Below are 12,696 nucleotides of genomic sequence, written 5' to 3'. Positions count from 1 at the left end.
ATTCCGAAACCCCAATTGCGAAAGCAGTTGGGGTTTTGTTTTGCCCGCAGGAAAGTTCGGGCCAGCAACACCTGGCAGGTCCCCGCTGTCACAGTCTCCCGACAATGCTAAGGTTCGGCCCTAGCTTTTGTATTTTCCAAGGAAGCCTTTATGCCGGACGCGACGCCCCTCAGTGCTGGTTTTATGGTGGTTCATGGCAACCGCCTGGACGAGTTGCGCAGCCTGGTGGTCAGCTGGATGCGGCGTTACCCGCTGTCTCCCCTGGAGAATGAAATTGCGCTGGTGCAGAGCAACGGAATTGCACAATGGCTCAAGCTGGCTTTGGCCGAAGATGCTGAAGATGACGACATGGGCGGTTGTGGAATTGCCGCTGCCATCGACGTGCAGTTGCCCGGTAGTTTCATGTGGCAGCTCTACCGCATGGTTCTGGGTCGCGACGAAATTCCGGTGAGCTCCCTGCTCGATAAAGCCCCGCTGACCTGGCGTCTGATGCGCCTGCTTCCACAACTGATCAACCAACCACACTTCGAGCCCCTGCAACGCTTTCTGACCAATGATCCTGATTTGCGCAAACGCTATCAGTTGGCAGAACGGCTCGCCGATTTGTTCGACCAATATCAGGTGTACCGGGCGGACTGGCTCGAAGACTGGGCGCAAGGTCGTCATCAACTACGCAATGGCAGAGGCGAGACCAAGCCGCTGTCCCCGGCCAACTGCTGGCAGGCGGAGTTGTGGCGCGCGCTGCTACTGGATGTCGGCGAAGGTGGCATGGCGCAGAGCCGTGCCGGTGTCCATCAGCGGTTCATCGAGCGCATCAACAGCCTCGACGTAGCACCCGGTGGATTACCCTCCCGAGTGATTGTTTTCGGGATATCCTCCTTGCCTGCTCAAGCCCTGGAAGCCTTGGCCGGGCTGGCTCGATTCAGTCAGGTACTGTTGTGCGTGCACAACCCGTGTCGTCATCATTGGGCAGACATCGTCGCCGATAAAGACCTGCTGCGGCATCAATACAAACGACAGGCTCGCAAGAGCGGGATGCCGGTTGTACTCGACCCGCAAACCCTTCATCAGCATGCCCATCCGCTACTCGCTGCATGGGGTAAGCAGGGGCGTGACTACATCAACCTGCTCGACAGCTACGACGATCCGAACAGCTATCGCTCGGCGTTTCGTGACGGTCGCATCGACCTGTTCAGTGACAGTGTGCCACTGAACATGCTCAATCAATTGCAGGACGACATTCTTGAACTACGGCCACTGAACGAGACTCGCGAGCGTTGGCCGGCCGTAGATCCGCAGCAGGATCAATCGATCCGCTTCCACATCGCCCACAGCGCTCAGCGCGAGGTCGAGATTCTTCACGATCAGTTGCTCGCGCGCTTCAGTGCCGACCCGCAATTGCGTCCTCGCGATGTGATTGTCATGGTCCCGGACATCGACAGCTACGCACCGCATATTCGGGCGGTGTTTGGTCAGCTCGAGCGTCACGACCCGCGTTTCATCCCCTTTACGCTAGCCGACCAAGGGCAGCGCGGGCGTGATCCGCTGCTGATTGCGGTCGAGCATCTGCTAAAGCTGCCTGACAGCCGTTTCCCTGTCAGCGAAATCCTCGATCTGCTGGACGTTCCGGCGTTGCGTGAGCGCTTTGGTGTCGAGGAGCGTGACCTGCCGACCCTGCATCGCTGGATAGAAGGCGCAGGTATCCGCTGGGGCATGAATGCCGAGCAGCGTACAGGCCTTGGTTTACCGGAGGCGCTGGAGCAAAACAGTTGGCGTTTTGGCCTGCGACGCATGTTGCTTGGCTATGCCGTTGGCAGTGGCAATGCCTGTGGCGGTATCGAACCCTATGACGAAATCGGTGGGCTGGATGCTGCACACATCGGGCCGCTGGTTGCGCTGCTGGATGCCCTGGAGATTGCCCATCAGGAACTCACCCAACCGGCATCGCCCCCACAATGGAGTGCGCGCTTGCAGGCATTGGTGTCGCTGTTCTTTCAGGCGAGCAACGAACACGATGACTTCCTACTGACTCAACTGGAGACGTTGCGGGAAACCTGGCTTGAGAATTGTGAGTCGGTAGGTCTGCAAGAAGAACTACCGCTGACCGTTGTCCGTGAAGCCTGGCTGGCCGGTCTCGATCAGGGGCGCTTGTCCCAACGCTTTCTCGCCGGTGCGGTGAACTTCTGCACCTTGATGCCGATGCGAGCGATTCCCTTCAAGCTGGTGTGCTTGCTGGGCATGAACGATGGCGACTACCCGCGAGCGCAACCGCCGCTGGATTTCGACCTTATGGGCAGTGACTACCGCCCCGGGGATCGTTCGCGACGCGAAGATGACCGATACCTGTTGCTCGAAGCGCTACTGTCGGCTCGGGACCAGCTCTACATCAGCTGGGTCGGTCGCAGCATCCGCGATAACAGTGAACGCCCCGCATCGGTACTGATCGGCCAGCTCCGTGACCATCTGGCCAGTGGCTGGCGATCAAGCGATGTCGACGAAGACCTGCTTGAAGCCATGACTCAGGAACACCCTCTACAACCCTTCAGCTCCCGTTATTTCCATGAAGGCGATGACCTGTTCAGCTATGCCAATGAGTGGCAAGTGCTTCACCAGGTCACACAAAAAACGACGGATAGCGAAATCCTTGATGCCCATGTTCAGGAGGAACCGCTGGGTCTCGGTCAGCTCCAGGATTTTCTGCGCAACCCGGTGCGGCATTTTTTCAGTCAGCGATTGAAGGTGTTTTTCGAGGCCGCCGAAGTGCCATTGGCGGATGAGGAACCCTTTGTACTCGACGCCCTGCAACGCTATAGCCTCAGTGACAGTTTGCTGGAAGCGGCGCTGGCTGATGCGCAGAACACTGACCATGCGCTTGAAGCACAAGCCAGGCGCCTGCAGAACAGTGGGCTGCTACCCATGGCAGGATTTGGCGAGTGCCTGCAGCGAGAACTGATCGAGCCGTTGCCGGATCTGCTGCAGCGCTATCACCAGCTTCTGGCCCTGTGGCCAACGCCATTGACCAGTGCCCTGCCAGTGAACCTGGAGTTGCATGACCTGCGACTTGAAGGCTGGCTCAGTGGTTTGCATCAACGTGCCGATGGTGGGTTGCTGTCCATTACCACGATTCCCAACAGCATCGGTTCGATCAAATCGCGCAAATGGCATCGCCTGACGCGACCATGGGTCAATCATCTGGTGGCTTGTGCCAGTGGGCTGGCGATGACCACCGCGTTGGTGGCCAGCGACGACAGTCTGGTGCTCGCGCCGATGGACGTGGAATCAGCAAAGCGGTTTCTGGGTGACTTGTTGCTGGCCTGGCAGTCGGGCATGCGCCAGCCACTGCCGGTCGCGGTCAAGACGGCGTTCGCCTGGCTGGGACAAACCGACCCGGTCAAAGCTGACGCGGCGGCTCGCAAGGCATATGAAGGTGATGGATTGACCACTGACGGTGAACGACGCGAAAGCATGGCACTGGCTCGTCAATTTGCCGATTACGATGCGCTGGTCGCCGACGAAACATTTATCGATTGGTGCAACGCTCTGTACCGACCATTGCTAGAGGCGCCCTGGCGTTCGATGTCCAGCGAGGAGGCGCGTCCATGACCGGCAAGACACCTTTGGCATTGGCGTTCCCGTTGCGCGGCAGTCAGTTGATCGAGGCCAGTGCGGGGACGGGCAAAACTTTCACCATTTCTGCACTGTACCTGCGTCTGGTCTTGGGCCATGGCGGGGAAAACAGTGGCTTCGGGCGCGAGCTATTGCCGCCGCAGATCCTGGTGGTGACCTTCACCGATGCCGCCACCAAAGAGCTGCGCGAACGCATTCGAACCCGACTGGCCGAAGCTGCCCGGTTTTTCCGCGATGAAACGCCGGCACCTGACGGACTGATCGCCGAACTGCGTGACCAGTATTTGCCCGAACAGTGGGCCGGTTGCGCTAATCGACTGGACATCGCCGCCCAATGGATGGACGAAGCGGCTGTTTCAACGATCCACAGTTGGTGTCAGCGCATGTTGCGCGAACACGCCTTCGACAGTGGCAGCCTGTTTACCCAGACGCTGGAAACCGACCACAGTGATTTGCTCGGGGAAGTCCTGCGCGACTACTGGCGGCTGTTTTGCTATCCGATGCAAGGCGATGCGCTGAACTGGGTGCGCAGCAATTGGGGTGGGCCAGCGGCACTGTTACCCCGGGTTCGCGGGTTGTTTGCCAGCGAGCGGGACAGCGTGGAAGGCCTGGAGCCTGCCGAGCTGATTGCGCAATGTTTGCAGGAGCGGCGAGCCGCCTTGCTGGAACTCAAGAAGCCCTGGCGCCAGTGGGCGGATGAACTGCTCGTGATTTGTCATGAGGGCGTCGTCAGCAAGAGTGTCGACGGTCGCAAGATGCAGGCGCGTTACTTTGAGCCCTGGTTCGAGAAGATCAAAGCGTGGGCCGAGGACGAATCCCTTGAGCAACTGGACATCGGAACCGGCTTCACACGCCTGACCCCCGAGGGTATGGCCGAAGCCTGGAAGAAGGGCGATGTGCCGAATCATCCGGGACTGGACGCAATGCCCGCCCTGAAAGCCGCCCTTGATGGCTTGCCGACGCCAGATGCTGCGGTACTGCAACACGCCGCCCATTGGGTCGGTGCCCGGTTCGAGGAAGAAAAACGTCGCCGGGCGGAAATGGGCTTCGATGACATGCTTTTGCGCCTCGATGCCGCCTTGCAGGCTGAGGGTGGCGAGCGCCTGGCAAATTTGATCCGCGAACAGTTTCCGGTGGCGCTGATCGATGAGTTCCAGGATACCGACCCGGTGCAGTACCGGATCTTCGAGAGTATTTATCGCATCGAGGATAACAATCCGGAAAGTGGCCTGTTCCTGATCGGCGACCCGAAGCAGGCGATCTATGCCTTCCGCGGTGCCGATATTTATACCTACCTGCGCGCCCGCCAGGCGACCTCTGGGCGCTTGCATACGCTGGGCACCAACTTCCGCTCGAGTCATGGCATGGTCAGCGCCGTGAACCATGTCTTTGACCGCGCCGAGACCCGTGATGCCGGACGTGGCGCCTTCCTGTTCCGCGAAAGCAATGGCGATAACCCGGTGCCGTTTTCGCCCGTCGAATCCCAGGGCCGCAAAGAGGTTTTACACATTGACGGCCAGGTGGTGCCTGCGCTGAATATCTGGCACTTGTCGGCCGAGCAGCCGTTGTCCGGTGCGGTGTACCGGCAACAACTGGCCGCCGCGTGTGCCAGTGAAATCACCGCATTGCTTAACGGCGGGCAACAAGGTCGTGCGGGGTTCGTGCAGCACGGCAAGGACTTCAAAGGCCTGCTGCCAGCGGATATCGCGATCCTGGTTCGCGATGGAAAAGAGGCGCAGGCCGTGCGTGCCGAGCTTTCTGCCCGTGGCGTGCGCAGCGTTTATCTGTCGGACAAGGACTCAGTGTTCGCCGCCCAAGAAGCGCACGACGTGCTGACCTGGCTCAAAGCCTGTGCCGAACCGGATGTCGAGCGCCCCCTGCGGGCCGCATTGGCCTGCATCACGCTGAACCTGTCCTTGGTTGAGTTGGAGCGGCTCAACCGCGACGAGCTGGCCTGGGAAGCGCGGGTCATGCAGTTCCGTCGCTATCGCGAGATCTGGCGCAAGCAGGGTGTACTGCCCATGTTGCGGTGCTTGCTGCATGACTTCCAGCTACCTCAGGCATTGATTGTGCGCAGCGATGGCGAGCGGGTGCTGACCAACCTCTTGCACCTGTGCGAGTTGCTGCAACAGGCGGCCGCCGAACTGGATGGCGAGCAGGCACTGATTCGCCATTTGTCCGAGCACCTGGCGCTGTCCGGCCAGGCCGGCGAAGAGCAAATCCTGCGCCTGGAGAGTGATGAACAATTGGTCAAGGTCGTGACCATCCACAAGTCCAAGGGGTTGGAATATCCCCTGGTGTTCCTGCCATTCATTTGTTCGGCGAAACCGGTGGATGGCAGCCGCTTGCCACTGCATTACCACGATGCAAACGGCAAGGCGCAGGTGACCTTGAACCCGACCGCCGAGCTCATTGCCCTGGCCGATGATGAGCGACTGGCGGAAGACCTGCGTTTGCTTTATGTGGCCCTTACCCGTGCGCAGCATGCCTGCTGGCTGGGTGTGACGGATCTGAAGCGCGGCAATAACAACAGCTCGGTGCTGCACCTGTCGGCGCTGGGTTATCTGCTGGGCGGCGGCGCTATGCTGGCCGAGTCGGCGGGTTTGAAACGCTGGCTTGAAGACTTGCAGCAGGATTGCCCTGCGTTGGGTTACGGTGAAATGCCTGAAGCCACTGCCGAACATTACCATCCGCCGCAGAGCGAAGCGGCGTTGCGGGCCCCGTTGATTCCCAAACGCAAGGCCAGCGAAAACTGGTGGATCGCTTCCTACAGCGCCTTGCGCCTGAGTGATGTGCTGAGCATCGGCAGTGATGAAGCTCCGGAGAGTCCGCAGGCCCAGAAACTCTTTGATGATGAGCGTCTCGATCCACAGGCACCCCGGGAGATAATCGCGGGCGGTGCCGATATCCATCGGTTCCCCCGTGGTCCGAATCCGGGCACCTTTCTCCATGGCTTGCTGGAATGGGCGGGTGACGAAGGTTTTTCCGTCACGCCGCAAACCGTGGAGGACGTCATCGCGCGCCGCTGTAATCGTCGTGGCTGGGAAGGCTGGATAACCACGCTCAGTGACTGGCTGCAGCATCTGCTCAAATCACCGCTACCTGTGGGGGCGGGGCAGGCCCCGGTGGTGTTCGAGCGACTGACTCAATACCAGGTCGAAATGGAGTTCTGGTTCGCCAGCCACAAGGTCGATGTGCTCAAGCTTGATGCACTGGTGCGTCAATACACGCACAACGGTGTGGCGCGGGTGGCCGCCGAGCCGGTGTTGCTCAACGGTATGTTCAAGGGCTTTATCGACCTGACGTTCGAGCACGACGGCCGCTATTACGTTGCCGACTACAAATCCAACTGGCTCGGGATTGATGACTCGGCCTATACCGAACAGGCCATGGAACAGTCGATCCTCGACAGCCGCTACGACCTGCAATACGTGTTGTACCTCCTGGCCCTGCATCGTCAACTCAAGGCCCGACTGGCCGATTACGATTACGACCGGCATGTCGGTGGTGCGGTGTACCTGTTCCTGCGCGGCACGCACGCGCCGAGTCAGGGCGTGTATTTCGCCCGCCCGCCCAGGGAGCTGATCGAGCGGCTGGACCGGATGTTTCAAGGTAAGGCAGAACCGAAGGCCGAACCGGCGTGGGAACAGGGAGTATTGCTATGAGCCGCACCTTTGCCGATTTGCTGCCGACACCATTGGCCGCCGAAAGCCTGGCGGATCTCGCCCCATTGAGCCGCGCCGACGACTTGCTGCTATTGCTCACGCGTTGGGTCGAGCGTGGCTGGTTACGCGCGCTGGACAAAGCGTTCGTTGCCTTCCTTCACGAACTGGCGCCGGACGATGATCCGTTGGTGCTACTCGCGGCAGCATTGACCAGCCATCAACTGGGTCATGGGCATGTCTGCCTGGATCTGTTCGAGACATTGAAGGAGCCGGACTTCGCCCTGTCGTTGCCTCCTGAAGGTGATGTCCACAGTGGCGCGATGCTGCTGCCGTCGCAGTTGCTGGAGACCCTGGACGGTGCCCATTGGTGCAAGGTGCTGGCAGCCGGCAGTCTGGTCGCCTTGGCGGCCGACGGGCGCGAGGCCGTGCAGCAGCGGCCATTGGTGTTGTCGGGTAAACGCCTGTATTTGCGGCGCTACTGGACTTACGAGCGGCGGATCGACAACGCACTGCGTCAACGTCTGGCGGAGCAGGAAGCAACGCCGGATGACTTGTCCCAGCGTCTTGCCAGCTTGTTCGGTCCGGCCAGGCCCGGTGAAGTCATCGACTGGCAGAAGTTGGCCTGCGCCCTCGCGACCCGAAGCGCTTTCAGCATCGTCACCGGTGGTCCAGGCACTGGCAAGACCACGACGGTCGTGCGCTTGCTGGCCCTGCTCCAGGCGCCGGCGGTGGTAGCGGGCAAGCCATTGCGCATCCGTCTGGCCGCACCGACCGGCAAAGCAGCGGCGCGATTGACTGAATCCATCAGTCAGCAAGTTCGAACGCTGAAAGTGACTGAGGATATACGCAGCAAGATCCCGTCGGATGTCACCACCGTCCACCGCTTGCTCGGCAGCCGTCCCGGTACGCGGCATTTCCGTCACCACGTGGGCAATCGCTTGCCGCTGGATGTGTTGGTGGTGGACGAGGCTTCGATGATCGACCTGGAAATGATGGCCAACCTGTTGGATGCGTTGCCGTCCCATGCGCGTCTGGTGTTGCTGGGTGACAAGGATCAGTTGGCCTCGGTGGAGGCGGGTGCGGTGCTTGGCGATTTGTGCCGCGATGCCGAGGCGGGTTGGTACAGCCCGCAGACCCGCCAGTGGCTGGAGGCGGTCAGTGGCGAAAGCCTGGAGGCCAGCGGGTTGCAGGAAGACAGCCAAGGCACTCATCCGCTGGCCCAGCAAGTGGTGATGTTGCGGCACTCGCGACGGTTTGGCGAAGGCAGCGGCATTGGTCAGTTGGCGCGTTGGGTCAACCAGCAGCAGCCGGAGGAAGCGCGCAAGTTGCTGGCGGCTCGAAGTCACGGCGATGTGTTTTGTGTGCCCCTCAAGAGTGAACAGGACCGGACACTGGAGCGCTTGCTGCTTGAGGGTCATGGTGAGGGACCGCAGGGGTATCGGCATTACTTGAGCCTGTTGCGTAACCAGCGGCCTGCGCTCGACACCCCGCTGGATGATTCACGCTGGATGGAGTGGGCGCGACAAGTCTTGCACGCCTTCGATGCCTTCCAATTGTTATGCGCGGTCCGCAAAGGGCCATGGGGCGTGGAGGGGTTGAACCTGCGAGTGACCGAGGCCTTGCTCAAGGCCCGGCTGATCGATAGCGACCAGCAGTGGTATGAAGGACGGCCCGTGCTGATGACGCGCAATGATTACGGCCTGGGCTTGATGAACGGTGATATCGGCATCGCGCTCAAGCTTCCCGAGCGTGATGGGCCTGAAGCGGGCAAACAAGTGTTGCGGGTGGCATTCCCGCGCAATGACGGGCAGGGTGGGGTGCGCTTCGTTCTGCCGAGCCGGCTCAATGATGTCGAAACCGTTTACGCCATGACGGTGCATAAATCCCAGGGCTCGGAATTTGCCCATACCGCACTGATTCTGCCGGATGCCTTGAACCCGGTGCTCACCAAGGAACTGATCTATACCGGAATCACCCGGGCCAAGGATTGGTTCACGTTGATCGAGCCGCGCACCGGCGTATTTGAAGAGGCGGTGAGACGCAAGGTCAAGCGCTTGAGCGGGTTGATGCTGGAACTGAAGGACGACGTCGATACGACGCTATGAGAGAGGCGGTGCCAGCCGACGGAATCTGTCCGAAGTGCCATGGTGCGCTGCTTCGCTGGTGTTCTGTCGCTATGCTATCGTTGCGGCATCATTTGGTTACGGTCGAAGAGAATCCCTGGATGAAGGTGGCTGTCTGGACGACAGAGCGTGTCGTTGGTTGCAAACAAGCACTGCTCGCCGGCCTTCTCTGTTTGCTGTCCGGTGTCGTTTGCGCTCAACCGCAAACTCCGGCAAGCATGGCCGATCAACGGGCCGAATCAGTCACGCAGGTGGTGCTTGGGATTCTCAGTTACGCCCGTTGGCCGGTTGAGCCGGCGCAACTTCGCCTGTGTGTGGTGGGCCCCACCGAATACACCGATGATTTGGTCAAAGGCACGACCCAGGCGACCGGTCGGCCCGTGACGGTACGACGACTCCTGGCCGACAACACGTCCATCGCCGGTGAGTGCGATGCGGTGTACATCGGCAAGTTGAACGGCGAAGAACGCAATCGGCTATTCGCCTCGCTGACGGGGCGACCGGTGTTGAGCATCAGCGAAAGCGACGATCAATGCACTGTCGGCAGTCTTTTTTGTCTACGGGTCAGCGATGATCAGGTGTCATTTGAAGTCAACCTCGACTCCGTCGCCCGCAGCGGTGTGCGAATTCATCCGAGCGTGCTGCAACTGTCCCGTCGCAAACCGGCGGCCTCATGAGTTTCTTCAACCCGGGTCATCGCCCGACCTTGCACTCAGTCATCGGCCGCGGTCATTTGATCGTGGCGCTGGTAGGTGTAGCCATGGCCAGTGTCTCCCTGACACTGCTCGGCGTTCTGGCGTTGCGGGTCTATGCCGACCACAACCTGCACCTGATCGCACGCTCGATCAATTACACCGTGGAGGCCGCCGTTGTGTTCAACGACAAAGCCGCGGCCACCGAGGCGCTGGCGTTGATCGCCTCCACTGAAGAGGTGGCCGATGCTCAGGTCCTCAACGTGAAGGGCCAGATATTGGCACGTTGGCAGCGACCGGAAACCGGTTTGTTGACCGAGCTCGAAATGCAGATGGCCAAGGCCTTTCTGGAAAAGCCCATCAGCATGCCGATCGTTCATCAGGGCCAGGAGATTGGCAGCATTTTGCTCATCGGGCACGGCGGCAGTTTGATGCGCTTTTTGCTCAGCGGTCTGGTGGGGATTGTGCTGTGCACGGCGATCAGCGCCTGGGTAGCGCTCTACCTGGCTCGCCGGCAGCTGCGCGGGATCACGGGTCCCTTGCGCAGCCTGGCCTCGGTGGCTCACGCCGCGCGCAGCGAGCGTGCCTTCGATCAACGTGTACCTGCAGCGGCCATCGCCGAACTCGACAACCTGGGCAACGACTTCAATGCGCTGCTCGATGAACTCGAATCCTGGCAGACCCACCTGCAACACGAAAACGAAACCCTTGCTCACCAAGCCAGCCATGACAGTCTGACGGGACTGCCGAACCGGGCGCTTTTCGAAGGTCGACTGCTGCGTGCATTGCGCAACGCCAACAAGCTGAATGAGCGCGTGGCCGTCCTGTTCCTCGACAGCGACCGGTTCAAGGAGATCAACGACAGCTTCGGCCATGCGGCCGGTGATGCGGTGTTGGTGGCTGTGGCCAATCGGGTTCGCGCACAACTGCGTGAGGAGGACCTGGTGGCACGATTGGGCGGCGATGAGTTTGCCGTGTTGCTGACCCCCCTGCAAAAAACCGAAGACGCCGAGCGGATTGCCGAGAAAATCATTGCCAGCATGGAAGTGCCCATTTCCTTGCCGGACGAGAACCAGGTGCTGACGTCGCTCAGCATCGGTGTCGCCGTATACCCCGATCATGGCCTTACACCGGGCGCGTTGCTCAACGCTGCCGATGGCGCCATGTATCAAGCCAAGCGCCTCGCCCGAGGCGCACAGCACACGGCAGGGTCGGAGTACCTTGTCGACAACGTTCAAATCAGGAGCTGATTTCCGTGTCCTCACTCTTCCAGCGTTCACTGCGATTTTTTTCGATCACCCTGGCGATGGTCATGCTGACGCTTTCCGGTTGCCAGTCGGTGCCGGAAAAAGGCCTGACGCCAGCGCAGATCGCCGTACTGAAGCAGCAAGGTTTCGAGTTGACCGATGAGGGGTGGGCCTTTGGCTTGTCCGGTAAAGTGCTGTTTGGCAGTGACGTGGACAGTTTGAATGCGCAAAGCACGGAAATTGTCGAGCGCATCGGCAAGTCGTTGCAGGGTGTCGGGATCGAACGGGTGAGAGTCGATGGCCATACCGATGCGTCGGGTAAAGAGCCCTACAACGAACAACTTTCCCTGCGCCGCGCACAAAGCGTCGGCACCGTCCTGGCCTCTACCGGCATGAAACAGGAGAACATTCAGTTGCGTGGCCTGGGTAGTAGCGAACCCGTGGCGTCCAATGGCACCACTTCCGGGCGCACTGAAAACCGCCGGGTCTCGATCGTGGTGAGTGCGGATTAATCCAGGTTTTTTAACCATTCAAGTTTCGGGCGTTCGCGCCTTTGTGGATAGGCGGAAGGCGACGATTTTCCAGATGAAAAAAATAATGAATATGCTTCGGGACCATTTCTGGAAAAAATGGCTTCGCAAACATAAGTGCAAGATGGCCGGGGGCGTGTCATCCCTTCGTGCCAGAACCACACTGATACTTGAAGAGCATGTATCGCTTGGCAATGTACTGATCGACGCCAAACAGCTGAGTATTGGGGCACACACCTATATTCGAAGTGATTGCGTGCTTTCGGCCGTTTCTTCAATAGGACGATTCTGTTCCATCGGCAGCAACTGCTACATCGGCCAGGATAAAAACACTCACCCTTCGGATTGGGTGAGCTCGCATCCCTTTCAGTTCACCAACACCCGCTTATCCTTCGAACCGGAAATCGTTGATGTGACCATCGGCGATGATGTGTGGATCGGGCACAGCGCGATGATCATGGAAGGGGTCACCGTGGGCACTGGCGCCATCATCGCCACGCGTGCCGTGGTACTTCACGATGTGCCGCCCTATGCCATCGTCGCGGGGTTCCCGGCGAAAGTGATCAAATATCGACACCCTCCCGAACTTGCCGACAGGTTGTTGAACAGCAAGTGGTGGGAATGCAGTGTCGATTTTCTCCTGACTTTGCGTCTGGATGAGCCCGAGGCCGCCTTGCCTCAGTTGATGGATGCGCGTGAGGACAATCTGGTGAGCTATAAGCGGCTGGAGGTGAGCCGTAAAGGTTGTCGGGTTATGCCGGCCTGATTTACCTCCTGGATGTGGTCCGGCACGAGTTGATCCGCTTGAGCTG

The 12,696-nt window shown here is 59.8% G+C and carries 7 protein-coding genes; all 7 read left to right on the top strand.

The genetic code is table 11. The annotated features are described in order from the left end of the window. The first annotated feature begins 150 nt into the window (after positions 1-150). The 7 genes from recC (at position 151) to HNQ83_RS10315 (ending at position 12,650) form a co-directional block, all read left to right on the top strand. Entirely contained in the window at positions 151-3,603 is a 3,453-nt protein-coding gene (gene recC / locus HNQ83_RS10345) for an exodeoxyribonuclease V subunit gamma (RefSeq protein ID WP_175388843.1), read from the top strand. Next, on the top strand, positions 3,600-7,292 hold the full coding sequence (gene recB / locus HNQ83_RS10340; protein ID WP_175388842.1) for an exodeoxyribonuclease V subunit beta: 3,693 nt from the start codon (positions 3,600-3,602) through the stop codon (positions 7,290-7,292). Before recC ends, recB begins: the two co-directional genes overlap by 4 nt. Further along, positions 7,289-9,397 (top strand): exodeoxyribonuclease V subunit alpha, encoded by a 2,109-nt coding sequence (gene recD, locus HNQ83_RS10335; protein WP_175388841.1) that lies wholly within the window; start codon positions 7,289-7,291, stop codon positions 9,395-9,397. The genes recB and recD overlap by 4 nt, the downstream gene beginning before the upstream one ends. A gap of 119 nt (positions 9,398-9,516) precedes the next feature. After that, positions 9,517-10,092 carry a YfiR family protein gene (locus tag HNQ83_RS10330; protein WP_175388840.1) on the top strand — a complete coding sequence of 192 codons (576 nt, stop codon included), beginning with the start codon at positions 9,517-9,519 and terminating at the stop codon, positions 10,090-10,092. Beyond that, positions 10,089-11,357, top strand: a complete 1,269-nt coding sequence (locus HNQ83_RS10325; RefSeq protein WP_175388839.1) for a diguanylate cyclase domain-containing protein — start codon at positions 10,089-10,091, stop codon at positions 11,355-11,357. The genes HNQ83_RS10330 and HNQ83_RS10325 overlap by 4 nt, the downstream gene beginning before the upstream one ends. A 56-nt stretch (positions 11,358-11,413) precedes the next feature. Beyond that, positions 11,414-11,866: an OmpA family protein gene (locus HNQ83_RS10320; RefSeq protein WP_175388850.1), complete on the top strand. Its 453-nt coding sequence runs from the start codon at positions 11,414-11,416 to the stop codon at positions 11,864-11,866. 73 nt (positions 11,867-11,939) lie between these two features. Next, positions 11,940-12,650 (top strand): CatB-related O-acetyltransferase, encoded by a 711-nt coding sequence (locus tag HNQ83_RS10315; protein WP_175388849.1) that lies wholly within the window; start codon positions 11,940-11,942, stop codon positions 12,648-12,650. Positions 12,651-12,696 lie beyond the last annotated feature (46 nt).

It is taken from the genome of Pseudomonas sp. C2B4, from assembly GCF_013359695.1.
Classification (GTDB): Bacteria; Pseudomonadota; Gammaproteobacteria; order Pseudomonadales; family Pseudomonadaceae; genus Aquipseudomonas.
Note: the sequence above shows the minus strand (reverse complement) of the source record. Positions and strands in the feature narration are given on the sequence as shown.

What these genes read in the sequence shown, in the direction of transcription:
- recC (WP_175388843.1), top strand. Translation starts at nt 151, where the DNA reads ATGCCGGACGCGACGCCCCTCAGTGCTGGTTTTATGGTGGTTCATGGC.
- recB (WP_175388842.1), top strand. Translation starts at nt 3,600, where the DNA reads ATGACCGGCAAGACACCTTTGGCATTGGCGTTCCCGTTGCGCGGCAGT.
- recD (WP_175388841.1), top strand. Translation starts at nt 7,289, where the DNA reads ATGAGCCGCACCTTTGCCGATTTGCTGCCGACACCATTGGCCGCCGAA.
- HNQ83_RS10330 (WP_175388840.1), top strand. Translation starts at nt 9,517, where the DNA reads ATGAAGGTGGCTGTCTGGACGACAGAGCGTGTCGTTGGTTGCAAACAA.
- HNQ83_RS10325 (WP_175388839.1), top strand. Translation starts at nt 10,089, where the DNA reads ATGAGTTTCTTCAACCCGGGTCATCGCCCGACCTTGCACTCAGTCATC.
- HNQ83_RS10320 (WP_175388850.1), top strand. Translation starts at nt 11,414, where the DNA reads ATGGTCATGCTGACGCTTTCCGGTTGCCAGTCGGTGCCGGAAAAAGGC.
- HNQ83_RS10315 (WP_175388849.1), top strand. Translation starts at nt 11,940, where the DNA reads ATGAAAAAAATAATGAATATGCTTCGGGACCATTTCTGGAAAAAATGG.